A 14,888-nucleotide genomic window follows, 5' to 3' on the forward strand; every position below is an offset into this window, starting at 1 on the left:
AACCGCTTGTGCTGGCGCCCCCCGCGAAACCTGCTAAGTCGGGACGTCGACTCCACAGATTGCATGCAAAATGCCGCTCAGCCGCCTCCTGTCCCGCGTCAAGTTCGACGTCTACCTCCTGTCGCTCATCGGCACGGTGGCGGTCGCCGCCGTGTTCCCGGCCCGCGGGCCCGCCGAGCCGATCGCCAAGGGCGCCGTCTACGTGGCGGTGTTCCTGCTGTTCTTCCTCTACGGGGCGCGGCTGTCCACCAAGGCCGTGGTCGAGGGCATCGCGCATTGGCGGCTGCAGAGCCTGGTGCTGCTGTCCACCTTCGCGCTCTTCCCGCTGGTGGGGCTCGGGCTGACGGCGGCGCTGTCGCATTGGCTGCCGACCGAACTCGCCGCCGGGCTGATGTTCGTGTGCGTGCTCCCCTCGACGGTGCAGTCCTCGATCGCCTTCACGTCGATCGCGCGGGGCAACGTGCCGGCGGCGCTCTGCGGCGCCTCGGTGTCGAACCTCGTCGGCATGGTGCTGACGCCGCTCCTCGTCGGCGTGCTGCTCACCACCCACGGCTCCGGCTTCTCGTTGAAGGCCCTCACCGACATCGCGCTGGAACTGCTGCTGCCTTTCGGGCTCGGCCAGGTGCTGCGTCCCTGGGTGGGGCCGTGGATCACGCAGCGCAAGCGCGTCCTGTCCTACGTCGACCGCGGCTCCATCCTGCTCGTCGTCTATTCGGCCTTCAGCGAGAGCGTCGTGGCGGGGGTGTGGTCGCACATGGACGTGCGGAGCATCGTGCTGATCCTGGTGCTCGACGCCGTTCTGCTCGCCATCGTGCTGGCCGCCACCACTGCGGCGAGCCGCCTGCTCGGCTTCTCGACCGAGGACGAGATCACCATCGTGTTCTGCGGCTCGAAGAAGAGCCTCGCCTCCGGCATCCCCATGGCCAACATCCTGTTCCCGGGCGCCGCCGTGGGGGCGGTGGTGCTGCCCCTGATGCTGTTCCACCAGATCCAGCTCTTCGCCTGCGCCTCGCTGGCCCAGCGCTACGCCCGCCGGCCGATCCCTGCCGCCCCCGCGCCGGATGCCGTCAGGGCGTGAGCAGGGCGCCTCGCCGGGGAAGCCCCCGGCGAGGCGCCGCCCGTCAGCGCATGTAGATCGGCTGCGCGACCGCGTATTCGACGATGAGCTTCTGGATGAACAGGATGATCAGCAGCAGGATCACCGGCGACACGTCGATGCCGCCGAGGTTCGGCAGGAAGCGGCGGATCGGCCGCAGCGCGGGCTCGGTGACGGCTTCGAGGAAACCCCAGACCTGGCGAACGATGTTGTTGCGGAAGTTGATGACGTCGAAGGCGACCAGCCAGGACAGGATCGCCATGGCGATGATGAGGTAGGTGTACCAGTTCAGGAGGAGGAGGATGATGTCGATCAGCGAGCGCATGGTAGCTCCGGCCAGGGACAAGGCCGCGTGATCGCCCGAGTCCGAATGCGCCCGATGTAGCGGTCCCGCCACGGACCTGCAACCCGCGCCGCCCTGGCGCGGGCCGGCCGGGACGGCGACCGACACCCCGGCGGGCTTTCGCGCCGGCGCGGGATCGTGCATCCATCGCGGGCCCGGCACGACGGGCCGGGCGGGAGGGGGACGCGATGGCGAGCGACGAGGTCCGCGGGGCGATGCGCGGCGACGCCCCGACGCTCGGGGCCGTGCGGGCCCCGGCGGCACCGGGCCTCACGGGGGCGCAATGGCGCACCATCGTGCTGGCCAGCCTCGGCGGCGCGCTCGAGTTCTACGACTTCATCATCTACGGCATCTTCGTGCCGTCCATCGCGGCGGCGTTCTTCCCGGCCTCGGACCCGCTGGTCGGGCTGGTGCTGAGCTTCTCGGTCTTCGCCGGCGGCTACCTGGCGCGGCCCTTCGGCGGCCTGCTGCTGGGCGCGCTCGGCGATCGGTTCGGGCGGCGCGGCGTCTTCCTGTTCTCGCTCGGCGCCATCTCGGCCTCCACCGTCGCCATGGGCCTGCTGCCGGGCTATGCCAGCTGGGGCGTCGGCGCCACCGTCCTCATGGTGGCGCTGCGCCTCGTCCAGGGCCTGTGCCTCGGCGGCGAACTGCCCTGCTCCATCGTCTATGCGGTCGAGACGGCGCCGGCGCGCGGCGGTTTCGCCTGCGGCGTGCTGTTCTTCTGCGTCAACTCGGGCGTGAGCCTCGCCGCGCTGGTGAGCCTCGCCGTCAACACGCTGATGCCGCCCGAAGCCGCCGCTGCGACGGGCTGGCGCGTCGCCTTCGTGTTCGGGGGGCTGACGGGCCTCGCTTCCCTGGCGATCCGGCGTCGCCTGCACGAATCGCCGGAATTTGCGGCGCTGCGCGGGGTTGCCGCCCGCACGCCGCTGCGCGAACTCTTCGGGGCCTATCCCATGCCCGTGCTGATCGGCATCGGCACCTCGGCGGCGACCTCGGCCTTCAACGGCATGATGTTCGTCTACCTGCCGGCCTATCTCGTCCGGGTGCTGCATCACGCGCCGGCCGAAGCCGCCTGGGCGCAGAATGCCGGGCTCGCCACCACCTCGGTGGGGCTGCTCGCCGTCTCCTGGCTCGGGGACCGCATGCCGCGGCGCCACCTCCTGGCGCTCGGGGCGGGGCTGCTGGCGGCGCTGAGCTACCCGTTCTTCGCGGCGCTCGCCGCCGGCAGCCTCGGCATCGTGCCGCTCTTCGTCCTCGCCGGGGCGGTGGCGGCCCTCATCAACGGCACCTTCGCCATGGTGCTGGCCGACCTGTTCCCGACGCGGGTGAGGTTCTCGGGCGTCGCCGTGTCGTACAACGTCAGCCAGACGCTGTTCGGCGGCACCGTGCCGCTCGTCGCGGCCGCGCTGGTGGCGGGCACGGGGTCGCCCCTGTCGCCTGCCCTCGTCATGGTGGTCTGCGCCGCCGTGGCCTTCGCGGCGACCTTCGGCCTCAAGCGCCACGGCGGACGGGTGGGAGCGGCCGAGCCGGCCTCACCCGCACCTCATCCCTCCGTTGCGTAACGGGCCACGCTCTGCAATCGCTGACGCGATGTATACCATTTGAATCGAAGTGGAGCCTGCATCTTAGGCGAAGGTTGCCGACTCTCGGGCCAGAGTAAAACTTCGTTACGGACGTAGATGCCATGCATTGGCCTACGATGTTCGAACGCGGCGGGCCGACCTTGAGTTCTGACGATCTTCACCATGCCATCGCCGGAGAGGGCTTGAGCAGGAGCCCGGTCGGCCGCGTCATCTCGGTCACGGGGTCGCGGGCGGGCGTCGGCATCCTGCCCACGGGCGACCGCCGCTCCCATCCCACCGCCACGGTGGGGCGCTTCGTCGGGCTGCGGGCCGGCCAGTCCTTCATCGTCGCCATGATCACCGAGGCCACGGCCGAACTCCCGCCCGGCGCGCGCGAGCAGGGCTTCGAGACGTCGATCTACATCGACCTCATGGGCGAGATCCGGCGCGACGCGGACGGCGCCGGCCGCTTCAAGCGAGGCGTCTCGGAATATCCCGCCATCGGCGACGAGGCCGTACCGCTCGACGCCGACATCCTCCGGCTCATCTACGCCACCGACGATAAGGGGCTCGCCAACGTCGGCACGCTGCACCAGGATCAGGCGCTGCCGGCCTGCGTCGACGTCGAAGGGCTGGTGAGCAAGCACTTCGCGCTGCTGGGCACCACGGGTGTCGGCAAGTCCAGCGCCATGGCGGTGATCCTCAACGAGATCATCGCGCTGCGGCCGGACCTGCGGATCTTCCTGCTCGACGGCCACAACGAATACGGCCGCTGCTTCGGCGAGCGCGCCAACGTCATCAACTCGCGCAACGTCAAGCTGCCGTTCTGGCTGTTCAACTTCGAGGAGTTCACCGACGTCGTCTACGGCGGCCGGCCCGCCGTGGCCGAGGAGGTGGAGATCCTGGCCGAGGTGCTGCCCATCGCGAAGGGCCTCTACACCCAATACAAGGGCGGCGACCGCGCCATGCGGCGCAAGGGCGACCCGCGCGTCTCGGGCTTCACCGTCGACACGCCCGTGCCCTACACCATCCAGGACCTGCTGTCGCAGATCGACGAGCGCATGGGACGCCTCGAGAACCGCGGCGCTCGCATGCACTACCACCGGCTGATGACGCGGATCGAGACCATCCGCAACGACCCGCACTATGCCTTCATGTTCGAGAACGCCAACGTGGGCGGGGACACGATGGGCGAGCTTCTCACCAACCTGTTCCGGCTCGACTCGGCCGCCAAGCCCATCAGCGTCATGCAGATGGCCGGGCTGCCGCCCGAAACGATCGACGCCGTCGTCTGCGTGCTGTGCCGCCTCGCCTTCGATTTCGGCCTGTGGAGCGAGGGCGCGGTGCCGCTGCTCTTCGTCTGCGAGGAGGCCCATCGCTATGCCTCGTCGGATGCATCGGCCGGCTTCACCCCCACGCGCCGCGCCCTGACCCGCATCGCCCGGGAAGGCCGCAAGTACCGCGTGTCGCTCGGCCTCGTGACGCAGCGCCCCGCCGAACTCGACCCCACCATCATCGCGCAATGCGGCACGCTCTTCGCCATGCGCATGGCCAACGACCGCGACCAGGCCCTGTTGCGCTCGGCGGTGTCGGACGCCGCCACCAACCTCCTGTCCTTCGTGCCGACGCTGGCGACCGGCGAAGCCGTGGCCTTCGGCGAGGGCGTCACGGTGCCGGTGCGGCTGGCCTTCCGCCGGATGCCGCCCGAGCGCGTGCCCCGCAACGAGCTGTCGCAGGCCCTCGGCCACCCGGGCTCGGGCGCCGGCGACGTGGACTTCATCCGCAGCGTGGTGGAGCGCTGGCGCGGCGCCTCGATGAGCGGCCGGCCCCGCCACGAGGAGGCCGAGGCCGAGGAAAGCCCCGACCTCCGCCTGCTGCGCAACCGCCTCGAATCGAGCCTTCTCCGCCCTTCCCCGACGTCCGCCGGCTGAACCCGCCACGAGACCCACCGGCGCGCCGGCAAGGACACCGTCACCCATGATCGACGCCACCATGACCGAGCCCCCGCCCCCGCCCCCCGCTCCGGACGACCGGGGCGGGGTCGGCGGGGATGCGGCGCGGCTCGCCCTTTTGGACGGGCTGTTCCAGGCCCTGCCGGTGGGGCTCGACCTGCGGGACCCGCACGGCGTCGCCGTGCTGCGAAACCCTGCCGCGGAAGCCGCCGCCGCGGCCGCGCCGGAGGACCTCCGCGCGACGCGCGAGGCCGTGACGATCCGCGGCGACGCCTACCTGCTCACCACCACGGTCGACCTCGCGGCCCAGCGCAAGGTCGAGGCGGAGCTGTTCCGGCGCGCCTATTACGACGAGCTCACCGGCCTGCCGAACCGCAGCCACCTGCAGCACGCCGTGGAGGAGCTGATGGAGCGCGGCAGCGGCCCCTTCGCCCTCGCCTTCGTGGACGTCGACGGCTTCAAGCAGATCAACGACTATTACGGCCACGCGGTGGGCGACGCCATCCTGGTGAAGCTCGCCCGGCGCATCGCGGCGGAACTGCCGGCCGGCAGCCTGGTCGGCCGCATCGGCGGCGACGAATTCGTCCTGCTGCTGCGCGAAACCGACGACGTCCTCGTCGCCGTCGAAGCCCTGCTGGCCCGGCTGAAGGCGCCGCTCTTCGCCGAGGGTCACGAGATCTTCGCCTCCGCGTCGGTCGGCGTCAGCCTTTATCCGGAACACGGCCGGGACTACGAGACGCTGCGGCGCAACGCCGACATCGCCATGTACCGGGTGAAGAGCGGCCGCAAGGGCGCCGCCGCGCTGTTCGACGAAGACATGCGCATGGTGGCCCAGAGCCGCATGGAAACCGAGCAGCGCCTGCGGCTGGCGATCCGAGACCGCCGCTTCCTCTGCGCCTACCAGCCCAAGGTCGACATCTACACCCACCGGACCGTGGGGCTGGAGGTGCTGTTGCGCTGGCGCGACGAGGCGGGTTTCATCCAGCCGCCCGGGGAGTTCATCGGCCTCGCCGTCGAACTCGGCATGATCAACGACATCTCCCGCATGGTGCTGGACGAGACGGTGGCGGCGCTCGGCGACATCGACGCGGCCTTCGGCTGCGGCACGTCGATCAGCGTCAACGTCGCCGCCAAACAGGCCGGCGACATCGGCTTCATGACGGATTTCGCCGCCGACCTGCGGGCGACCGGCTGCCCCGAGCGCTTCATGGTGGAACTCACCGAGGAAGCCTTCTTCGCCAAGAGCGAGTTGCAGAGCACCGTGCTGCCGCTGCTGCGCGGCATCGGCACGAAGGTGTCGATCGACGACTTCGGCGTCGGCTATTCGTCGCTCTCGGCCCTGGCCGACCTCACGGCGGACGAGGTGAAGATCGACCGCTCCTTCGTCACCGACATCCACCGCCGCCCGCGCAGCCAGAGCATCCTCAAGGCCATCGAGTCCCTGGGCCAGGCGCTCGACATGACGATCATCGCCGAAGGGCTCGAAAGCTTCGAGGAACTCACCTACCTCACCGCCGCCACGACGATCCGCCACGCCCAGGGCTATTACTTCTCGCGGCCTCTGGCCCTCGACCAGTTCACGTCGAGCCGCACCATCTCCTACGGTTCGTCCCGGGCGGCCGCCCCGGCCCGGATGGGGGCGGAAGCCCGCACGTCGCGCACCCGCGGCCGTTGAAGCCCGTCGGGGCTCACGGTTCGGGGGGTGGCGTGCGTCGGCGGCAGGCCGGCCCCCGCCCGTGTCACGCGGCGGTCGCGCCGGCGATGTGGGCTTCGAGTTCCGCCGCGCGATGGGCGGCCGTGTGGGCGGCGAGCACGCGCGCCTGGCCCGATGCCCCGAGCGCCTGGCGGGCCTCCTCGCCGAGCCCGGTCAGCGCCGCCAGGACGTCGTCGCCCGAGCGCGCCACCAGGATGTCGCGGCCGGGCTGGAACACGCTGTCGAGCCCGTCCCAGGGGTCGGAGATGATCGGGGTGGCGCAGGCCGCGGCCTCGAACAGGCGCACGCTGGGGCTCCAGCCGGCCCGCACCATGTCGGCACGGGTGACGTTGAGGGTGAAGCGGCTGACGCCGTAGAACTCGGAATGGTCGGCCGGGCCGACGTGTTCGAACCGCGTGACGTTGGCGGGCCAGGGGATCCCGTCCGGATATTGCGGCCCCGCCACGCAGAAGCTGAGGTGGGGCGCGCGGCGGGCCGGCTCCAGCAGCAGCCGCTCCAGCACGGGCTGCCGATCGTCCGAATAGGTGCCGAGGTAGGACAGGTCCCAGCGCGGCGCGCCGTCCCAGGGGCGGTAGCGTCCGGGATCGACGCAGCAGTAGAGGGCGCGCGGCCCGGGCGAGCCGAACTCGCGCGCCAGCCGCTCCAGCATCGGCCCGCCCGTGAAGGACAGGTAGAGGTCGTAGCCGGGGATGAGCTCCGCCGACAGGTAGTCGCAGGTGCCCCGCTCCAGCGCCGCCACCGTCACGGGCGTGTCGATGTCGTAGAAGGCCGTGACGCCGCGCGCCCGGGCCTGCACGAAGGCCCCGACGGCGCGGCCGTCGGGCACGTAGGAGCCGACGATCACGGCATCGGCGCTCGCCACCTCCTCGGCGAAGGCGTCCAGCCCGGCGAGGTCGTCGTAGAAGGCGAGGCGGCAGAAGTCGGGTTCGGCGAGGTCGCGGTGGGCGCCGCGGTACCAGGGCACGTCCCGCTCCAGGAACAGGATCTCGTGACCGCGGGCCGCGAAGGCGCCGAGCAGCGAGCGGTAGGTGGTGGCGTGACCGTTGCCCCAGGACGAGGACAGCGACAGGCCGAGGACGACGAGCCTCACGGCCGCGCGCCTTCCGCCCGCTCGGCCCGGCGGCGCTTCAGGATGGCGTCGACCTCGGCGCCCCGGCGCGCATAGGTGTGGTCCTTGAGGATGCGGGCCCGCGCGGCATCGCCGATGGCCCGGGCCCGCTCGGGCGTGAGGGCGGCCACGTGGGCGGCGACCTCGGCGCCGTCACGCGCCACCAGCACCTCGGTGCCCTCCTCGAGGAACAGGCCGAGCCCGACCCAGGCGTCGGTGATGAGGCAGGCGCCCGCGCCGGCCGCCTCGAAGACGCGCGTCGCCGGCGAATAGCCCACGGCCGCCATGGAATCGCGGGCGATGTTCAGCACCGCCAGCGGCGACGTGTTGAAGGCATTGTGCTGGCGCGTGTAGACGTGGCCGATGTGGCGCACGTTGCCCGGCATGGGTTTCGACTCCCAGCCGTTGCCGCCGATGAGGAAGCTCCTCTCCGGCAGCCGCGCCGCGGCGTCGAGGAAGAACCGCTCGACGCGGGCTTCCCGGTCCGGCAGGCGGTTGCCGAGGAAGGACAGGTCCGCCCGGAAGGCGGGCTCGGCCGGCACCGGATGATGCGTGGTGGGGTCGAGCGCGTTGTAGATCGGGATGCAGCGGCGCGCCCCGAAGCCCTCGTAGGCGTCCACGACCGGCGGCCCGCCCCCGTAGGTGAAGACGTAGTCGAGCCCCGGCAGGGCGCGGTGCAGCGCGTGGCCGGCGTCGGCGCGCAGTTCCGCGAGGGTCGCGGGCGCGTCGACATCCCAGAAGATGCGGATGGCGTCCGGCCGGGCGCGGGCCATCACGCCCAGGGCCAGCACGTCGTCGAAGACGCCGACGCCGCTCGCCTTGACGACGACGTCGGCGCGGGCGGCCTCCGCCATGACGCGGGTGACGCCCTCCTCGGTCGCCGGATAGACCACGACCTCGGCCCAGTCCGGCGGCTCGATGTCGCGGTGCTGCTGCCGGTCGAAGGCGTCGGGCTCGTAGAAGGTCGTGCGGTAGCCGCGGGCGTGCAGGTCCCGCAGCATGCCGCGGTAATAGGTGGCGGCGCCGTTCCAGTAGGAGGAGAGGAGCGAGGAGCCGTAGAAGGCGATGTTCATCGGGCGACCGGGACGGGGGAGGCGGCGGGCGAGGCGGAAGCGCGGAGCTGGTCCACCACGCCGATGAGTTCGTCGACGCGATGCGCGCAGGTGTGGCGGGCCCGCACGGCCGCGAGCCCGGAGGCCGTCAGGGCCTGGCGCAGGGCCGCGTCGTCGCGCAGCGCCGCGAGGTGGCGCTCCATCTCGGCGCCGCTGCGGGCCATGAGGAAGTCCTCGCCGACCTTGAACAGGCCCTCGCTGTCGTCCCAGGGAGCGGACACCAGCGGGATGCCGCAGGCCAGCGCCTCGAAGACCCGGATGGTCGGGATGCCGGGCAGCAGTTCGACGTAGAAGCGGCGCGGCACGTGCACGGTGGCGCGGTGGCGGGCGAAGACCGCGGGGGCGGACGCGTTGGGCAGCCAGCCGCGGTAATGGGCCTCGTAGTGCCGCAACGTGCCGAGCGCCTCGTCGGGGTAGCGCACCCCGTAGATGTCGAGCGGCAGGCCCTGGCGGCGCGCCGGGCCGAACAGGAAGTGTTCGAGCTCGGCCGAGCGCTCGCCGTCGCCCCAATTGCCGATCCAGACCAGGCCCTCGCGCGCCTCCTCCACGGCCGGCGGGCGGAACACGTGGGTGTCGGCGGCCTCGTGCCAGACGAAGACGCGGTCGCCCCAGCCCCAGCGCCGGTAGACGGCCGCCAGCGTCTCGCCGAAGGCCAGCACGCCGTCGTACCCGTCGAGGTCGAAGGCCCGGATGGCCTGCGGGTCGCTGACGGCGCGGTGGTGGGTGTCGTGGAACAGCAGGGTGAAGCGCGCCCCGCCCCTGCGGGCCCGGCCGAGGGCCGCCACGAGCGCGGGCTCGTTCCATTCGTGCACGATGACGAGGTCGGCGTCCGCACAGGCCTCGGCGGGATCGAAATCCGCCCCGAAACTGTGGGAATGGAGGTCGGGATAGTGGCGGCGGAAGGCATCGAGCCCGGCCTCGCCGGCGTCCTGCAGCAGGTTGTCGAGGCTCCAGGCGCCCTGCGGCTCGTAGGTCGAGACCTCGTGGCCCCGGCGGATCATCTCGCTCAGCACGCCGCGCAGGAAATGCGCGTTGCCGTGGTTCCAGCACGACAACAGCGAATGGGTGAAATAGCTGATCTTCATCGGGCCGGACGGGGTCCTGGAGGCATGGGGCCCCGGAGCCATGGGGGCGGGAAGCGGCATCAACGTCCGCCGCGGTCGGCCGAGGTACCGGAGGCACCGGCAGCGGTGGCACGGGCAGCCGGCGCCGGGACTGCCGGGATCTGGGCCGCCGTCGCATGCGCGGTGCGGGTCGCCCCGACCATGGCGTCGACCGTGTAGCGGGCCGCGCGGTCCCGGCACAGGGCGGCGCGCTCGGCGCGCTCGTCCCGGTCGTCGAGCAGGCGCTGCAGGACGTCGGCCAGGGCCCGGTCGTCGTGCGGCGCCACGAAGAGCGCGGCATCGCCCCAGAGTTCGCGGAAGGTCGGGATGTCGGACAGCACCAGCGCGCAGCCGGCCTGGGCCGCCTCCAGCACCGACAGGCCGAAGGGCTCGTAGAGGGCGACGGAGGCGAAGATCGGCCGCTCGCCGAGCTTGGCCCGCAGCACGGCGGCGTCGAGGACGCCGAGCGCCACCGCATGGTGGAGCGCGATGCGGGCGCCGTTGGGACCCTGCAGCGGGCCGGCCGCCTCCACCGGCACCGGCAGGCGCGCCGCGGCGCGGTCGAGCACGGCGAGGTTCTTGCCCTCGTCCCACAGCCGGCCCGCGGTGAGGACCGAGGCGGCCGGCGCGGCGGCCCCGGCGGCCAGCGGCGGCGCGTCGCGGCCGTTCGGCACCACGAGCGGCGCGGTGCCGAAGCCGTAGACGCGGCGCGTGGCCTCGGCGAAGGCGGCGCTCGGCGCCGCGACGGCGTCGGCGGCGGCGAGGCCGGCCTCGTGCAGGGCGGCGCGCCAGCGGAAGTCGGCCGGCAGGGCACCGCCCCGCACCGCCTCCCACCAAGTCGCCACGCAGGAATGCGCCACCGCCAGGGTCGGGCAGGCGAAGGCCGAGTCCGCGCCCAGCGCCGGGTGGTTCAGGTGCAGGATGTCGGCGCCCCCGCGGGCCGCCAGCACCGACAGCGCCGCCCCGCCCGCCCGCACGGCGGCGGCGTCTTCGGCCAGCCAGTCCGGCGGATGGCCGAGCGCCACGAGAGCGAGGCCCCGGGCGGCGGCATCGCGGCGCTGCGCCTCGGTGGGCGCGGGGCCCAGCACCGCCAGGGTGACGTCGTCGCCGCGCCGCGCCAGGGCGGCGCCGAGGTCGACCGCATAGGTCCAGACGCCGCCGACCGCGTCGGCCGTCATCAGGACGCGGCGGCCCGGCGCCGTCATCGGCAGCAGGCCGCTTCGAGGGCGTGGAGCGGCAGCGGCTGCTGGTCCTGGATCTCGCTCATGCGGTCGAATTGCGCGAGGTAATGGGCGTGGGCGCGCTCCCACGCCTCGCCGTCCGGCTGGCCGAAGAGGCGGCGGTAGTCGGGCGAGGACGGATAGGGGTAGAGCGGCACGGGGTCGTTGGCCCAGACGCCGCGGGCCCGCAGCCCGTCGCGCCATTCGGCGACGAGCGCCGGGTCGTCGCCGGCGACTTCGAGCAGGTTGGCCTGCACGAAGGGCACGCTGCGGCGGGCGTGGACCAGGCGTTCGGCGAGGTCCTCGGTGGTCATGCGGCAGCTCTTGTCGAGCGCCGCCCGGCCCGCGACCGTGAGGCTCTCGACGCCCGCCTCGATCGACACGCAGCCCGCCTGGCCGAGGAGGTCCAGCATGTCGGGCTTCCACAGGTCGATGCGGGTCTGGATGCCGAACTGGATCGGCCGCGACACCAGGGCCTCGAGCAGCGGCTTCTGCGGCAGGAAGATCTCGTCGATGAAGTAGACGTAGGTGACGCCCTGCGCCACGAGCCCGTCGATCTCGGCGAGCAGCGGCGCGAGGTCGCGCTTCCGGTATTTGTCGCGGAAGTCGATCTTGGCGCAGAACGAGCAATGGTAGGGGCAGCCGCGCGACGCTTCGACCTCGGCGCCCGGGCCGTGCCCCTCGCTGCCGTAGCGGTGGTGATGGTGGTGGTGCCGGTCGATCCAGCCCTGGTCCCAGCGCAGGGCCGGCGCGTCGGTGAAGCGGCTGGCCGCGGGCGCGCCCGTGACGACGACGGCGTCGCCCCGGCGATACGCGATGGACGGGACGCGGGCGAGGTCCGTCGCCTCGGCCAGCGCCGCCACGACCTCGTCGGACTCGCCCCGCACCACCACGTCGCAACCGAGCTTGCGCAGGGCCGTCTCGGGCGTCGCCGAGCCGTGCGGGCCGATCGCCACCGTGCGACCGCCGCGGGTGCCGAGCGCGGCCAGGAAGGCCCGGGGGCTGCGCAGCTCGGGCGGGGCGCAGCGCCAGAACAGGTAGGACGGGGCGGTCGTCACCACCGTCATGGCGGGGGCGAAATCCGCCACGGCTTCGGCCAGGGCCTCGGTCGTGAGGTCCATGAGGTGGCCGTCGTGCATCAGCACCTCGTGGCCGGCCCGCTCCAGCAGGTCCCGGGCATAGCCGAGCTCCAGCGGCAGGTGCGGGTGGCGGCAGCCGAAATAGATCGACTGCGCGAAGTCCCAGGCCGGGTTGACGAGGGCGATCCTCATGCGGGGCCTCCTGCGGTCATGCGTTCGGCCGGGGCCAGGGCGATGCCGTGCTCGTCGGCCAGCCAACCGACGAGACGCGCCACGCCGTCCCGCCACGGGCGCCAGGGGCGCAGGCCCAGGGCGTCGGCGACACGGCGCGTGTCCGACACATAGTAGCGCTGATCGCCGGGCCGCCAACCGTGGTTTTCCACCGCGACCGGCCGGCCCGTCAGGCCCTCGATGTGGCGCAGCAGCTGGCGCAGGCTGATGGCATTGGCGGGGCCGCCGCCGAGGTTGAAGGCCCGGCCCGCCACCCGGTCCATGTTGCGCCAGCAGCCCAGATACGCGTCCACGGCGTCGTCGACGTCGAGGACGTCGCGCACCTGGCAGCCGTCGCCGAAGAGGCTGATACCCTCGCCCTTGAGCGCCCGGATGGCGAAATGCGCCACCCAGCCCTGGTCCTCCGTGCCCATCTGGCGCGGCCCGTAGATGCAGCTCATGCGCAGCACAGCCGTGGGCACGCCGAAGCTGCGGGCGAAGTCGAGCGCGTATTGGTCGGCGGCGCCCTTGGAACAGCCGTAGGGCGTGTGGAAGTCGAGCGGCCGCGCTTCGCCGATGCCGGTCGCCCGCAGCGCCGGGTCGGCCGGCACGTAGGCGTCGTTGGTGAGCTGCAGCGCCACGTCGGCGAGGTCGCCGTAGACCTTGTTGGTCGAGGCGAAGACCAGCGGCACCGGCACGTCCCGCCGCCGCAGCGCGTCGAGCAGCGTGACGGTCGCCCGCACGTTGATCTCGAAATCGGCGAGCGGATCGACCATGGAGGTCGTGACGGCGACCTGGGCGGCGAGGTGGAACACGGCCTCGGCCTCGGCCGCCGCCGCCGCCAGCGCGGCGCCGTCGCGCACGTCCGCCACCACCACGTCGAGGGCGTCGCCGTGGCGCGCCTTCAGCCAATCAAGGTTGCGGGCCACGCCCGGGCGCGACAGCGCGTCATAGACGGTGACGCGGTGGCCGAGGCCGAGCAGGCGGTCCGACAGGTTGGAACCGATGAAGCCGGCGCCGCCCGTGACGAGGATGCGCGACGGAACTTCGCCCGCCATCAGACCACCAGGCCGCGCGCTTCGAGCTCGCGGCGCGCCTCGGCCACGCGGTCGACGGCCTGCTGGCGCGCCACCCATTCGGCGAGTTCGGCGAGGCCCTCGCGGAAATCGGCCAGGGGCTCGTAGCCGAGGTCCTCGCAGATCCTGTCGATGTCGGGGATGCAGTGGCGGATGTCGCCCGCCCGCGCCACCCCGGCGATCTCCGGCGGCAGGTCGCGTCGGCCCATGGATTCGGCGAGCAGCGTCGCCACCTCCTCCACGGTGCGGTCCTCGCCCGAGCCGACGTTGTAGACGCCGCCCGCCGCCCGGGGATGGTCGAGCGCCAGGATGAAGGCGCGGGCCACGTCGGAGACGTGGACGAAGTCGCGGCGCTGCTGCCCGTCCTCGAAGATCACCGGCGGCATGCCGTTGTGGATGCGCGACGCGAAGATCGCCAGCACGCCCGTGTAGGGGTTCGACAGCGCCTGGCCGGGGCCGTAGGCGTTCCACAGCCGCAGCGCCACGCCCTCCATGCCGTAGGCGGGGGCGAGCGTGAGGGTGAGCCGCTCCTGGGTGTATTTCGAGATGGCGTAGACCGACGCCAGGGTCGGGCGCTTGGATTCGGGCGTCGGGGCCGGCTCCATCGGGCGCCCCTCGGGGTCGAGCGGGTCCCAGCTGCCGTCCGGGTTGCGGCCGCTCCGCAGCACCTCCTCGTAGAGCTTGCCGTCGCGGTCGCGGTAGAGGCCTTCCCCGTAGATGCTCATCGACGAGGCGACGACGACACGGCGCACCGGGTTGTCGATCAGCTTCTGGAACAGGGTGGCGGTGCCGAGGTCGTTGACCGACACGTAGCGGTCGATCGCGTACATGCTCTGGCCGACGCCGACTTCCGCGGCGAGGTGCACCACCTTGTCGACGCCCTTCAGCGCCCGCGCGACGGCGTCGCCGTCCCGGACGTCGCCCTCCTGCACGTCGACGTCGGGGCCGAGTTCCGCCCGGGCGGAGCGGTCGTGGTGGACCTGGTCGATGAAGCTGTCGAGGACGCGGACGCGGTCGCCCTTGTCGAGCAGGGCCCGGGCGAGGTGCCGGCCGATGAAGCCCGCGCCGCCCGTGATCAGAACCGTCTCGCCCATGCCCGAACCCACTCCCAACGCCGTGCCACGCGGCCCGGCGGGGGAAAGCGTCCGTTTCCCGTGCCGGCCCCTGCCGTTTACCCCCGCGAGCCCCGGCGCACGATGCCGGGACAGCCTTGTCGGACGGTGGGCGAGCTTTGCTGGACGCCGCGCCGGGGATCAATGGTTTCGGCCCGATTCCCCAGATCTCGCGACATCTTGCTGCACGATCGTGGCTCA

The 14,888-nt window shown here is 72.4% G+C and carries 12 protein-coding genes; 4 read left to right on the forward strand and 8 right to left on the reverse strand.

Annotation, left to right across the window (positions count from 1 at the left end):
* Nucleotides 1-70: 70 nt before the first annotated feature.
* Nucleotides 71-1,078 carry a bile acid:sodium symporter family protein gene (locus D3272_RS01235; protein ID WP_129217253.1) on the forward strand — a complete coding sequence of 336 codons (1,008 nt, stop codon included), beginning with the start codon at nucleotides 71-73 and terminating at the stop codon, nucleotides 1,076-1,078.
* A 43-nt stretch (nucleotides 1,079-1,121) separates the two neighbouring features.
* Here the strand turns inward: D3272_RS01235 and D3272_RS01240 are convergent, their stop codons facing one another.
* Nucleotides 1,122-1,421: a YggT family protein gene (locus D3272_RS01240; protein WP_129217254.1), complete on the reverse strand. Its 300-nt coding sequence runs from the start codon at nucleotides 1,419-1,421 to the stop codon at nucleotides 1,122-1,124.
* 206 nt (nucleotides 1,422-1,627) lie between these two features.
* Here D3272_RS01240 and D3272_RS01245 point away from each other — a divergent pair, with 206 nt between their 5' ends.
* The 3 genes from D3272_RS01245 to D3272_RS01255 all read left to right on the forward strand — a co-directional run bounded on the left by D3272_RS01245 (nucleotide 1,628) and on the right by D3272_RS01255 (nucleotide 6,628).
* Entirely contained in the window at nucleotides 1,628-3,001 is a 1,374-nt protein-coding gene (locus tag D3272_RS01245) for an MFS transporter (RefSeq protein WP_207210095.1), read from the forward strand.
* 203 nt (nucleotides 3,002-3,204) lie between these two features.
* Nucleotides 3,205-4,932 carry an ATP-binding protein gene (locus tag D3272_RS01250; RefSeq protein ID WP_245496311.1) on the forward strand — a complete coding sequence of 576 codons (1,728 nt, stop codon included), beginning with the start codon at nucleotides 3,205-3,207 and terminating at the stop codon, nucleotides 4,930-4,932.
* A 46-nt stretch (nucleotides 4,933-4,978) separates the two neighbouring features.
* A complete protein-coding gene (locus D3272_RS01255; RefSeq protein WP_129217255.1) occupies nucleotides 4,979-6,628 on the forward strand; it encodes a putative bifunctional diguanylate cyclase/phosphodiesterase in 1,650 nt (549 codons plus the stop codon).
* 64 nt (nucleotides 6,629-6,692) lie between these two features.
* On the opposite strand, the gene D3272_RS01260 is transcribed toward D3272_RS01255, so the two are convergent.
* From D3272_RS01260 to D3272_RS01290, 7 genes are read right to left on the reverse strand one after another with little or no spacing between them, the layout of a single operon-like run.
* Nucleotides 6,693-7,757 carry a CgeB family protein gene (locus D3272_RS01260; protein WP_129217256.1) on the reverse strand — a complete coding sequence of 355 codons (1,065 nt, stop codon included), beginning with the start codon at nucleotides 7,755-7,757 and terminating at the stop codon, nucleotides 6,693-6,695.
* Nucleotides 7,754-8,848, reverse strand: coding sequence for a CgeB family protein (locus D3272_RS01265; protein ID WP_129217257.1), 1,095 nt, complete (start codon nucleotides 8,846-8,848; stop codon nucleotides 7,754-7,756). The genes D3272_RS01260 and D3272_RS01265 overlap by 4 nt, the downstream gene beginning before the upstream one ends.
* A complete protein-coding gene (locus D3272_RS01270; RefSeq protein ID WP_129217258.1) occupies nucleotides 8,845-9,972 on the reverse strand; it encodes a CgeB family protein in 1,128 nt (375 codons plus the stop codon). Before D3272_RS01270 ends, D3272_RS01265 begins: the two co-directional genes overlap by 4 nt.
* Before the next feature lie 59 nt (nucleotides 9,973-10,031).
* Entirely contained in the window at nucleotides 10,032-11,195 is a 1,164-nt protein-coding gene (locus D3272_RS01275) for a glycosyltransferase family 4 protein (protein ID WP_129217259.1), read from the reverse strand.
* On the reverse strand, nucleotides 11,192-12,481 hold the full coding sequence (locus D3272_RS01280) for a TIGR04295 family B12-binding domain-containing radical SAM protein (RefSeq protein ID WP_129217260.1): 1,290 nt from the start codon (nucleotides 12,479-12,481) through the stop codon (nucleotides 11,192-11,194). Before D3272_RS01280 ends, D3272_RS01275 begins: the two co-directional genes overlap by 4 nt.
* Nucleotides 12,478-13,557, reverse strand: coding sequence for an NAD-dependent epimerase/dehydratase family protein (locus D3272_RS01285; RefSeq protein WP_129217261.1), 1,080 nt, complete (start codon nucleotides 13,555-13,557; stop codon nucleotides 12,478-12,480). The genes D3272_RS01280 and D3272_RS01285 overlap by 4 nt, the downstream gene beginning before the upstream one ends.
* Nucleotides 13,557-14,669: an NAD-dependent epimerase/dehydratase family protein gene (locus D3272_RS01290; protein ID WP_129217262.1), complete on the reverse strand. Its 1,113-nt coding sequence runs from the start codon at nucleotides 14,667-14,669 to the stop codon at nucleotides 13,557-13,559. Before D3272_RS01290 ends, D3272_RS01285 begins: the two co-directional genes overlap by 1 nt.
* Nucleotides 14,670-14,888 lie beyond the last annotated feature (219 nt).

Origin of the sequence: Lichenibacterium ramalinae (genome assembly GCF_004137085.1) — a bacterium.
In the GTDB taxonomy this organism is placed as follows: Bacteria; Pseudomonadota; Alphaproteobacteria; order Rhizobiales; family Beijerinckiaceae; genus Lichenihabitans; species Lichenihabitans ramalinae.

Coding starts and splice junctions, on each gene's coding strand:
- D3272_RS01235 (WP_129217253.1), top strand. CDS start 71: ATGCCGCTCAGCCGCCTCCTGTCCCGCGTCAAGTTCGACGTCTACCTC.
- D3272_RS01240 (WP_129217254.1), bottom strand. CDS start 1,421: ATGCGCTCGCTGATCGACATCATCCTCCTCCTCCTGAACTGGTACACC.
- D3272_RS01245 (WP_207210095.1), top strand. CDS start 1,628: ATGGCGAGCGACGAGGTCCGCGGGGCGATGCGCGGCGACGCCCCGACG.
- D3272_RS01255 (WP_129217255.1), top strand. CDS start 4,979: ATGATCGACGCCACCATGACCGAGCCCCCGCCCCCGCCCCCCGCTCCG.
- D3272_RS01265 (WP_129217257.1), bottom strand. CDS start 8,848: ATGAACATCGCCTTCTACGGCTCCTCGCTCCTCTCCTCCTACTGGAAC.
- D3272_RS01270 (WP_129217258.1), bottom strand. CDS start 9,972: ATGAAGATCAGCTATTTCACCCATTCGCTGTTGTCGTGCTGGAACCAC.
- D3272_RS01275 (WP_129217259.1), bottom strand. CDS start 11,195: ATGACGGCGCCGGGCCGCCGCGTCCTGATGACGGCCGACGCGGTCGGC.
- D3272_RS01280 (WP_129217260.1), bottom strand. CDS start 12,481: ATGAGGATCGCCCTCGTCAACCCGGCCTGGGACTTCGCGCAGTCGATC.
- D3272_RS01285 (WP_129217261.1), bottom strand. CDS start 13,557: ATGGCGGGCGAAGTTCCGTCGCGCATCCTCGTCACGGGCGGCGCCGGC.
- D3272_RS01290 (WP_129217262.1), bottom strand. CDS start 14,669: ATGGGCGAGACGGTTCTGATCACGGGCGGCGCGGGCTTCATCGGCCGG.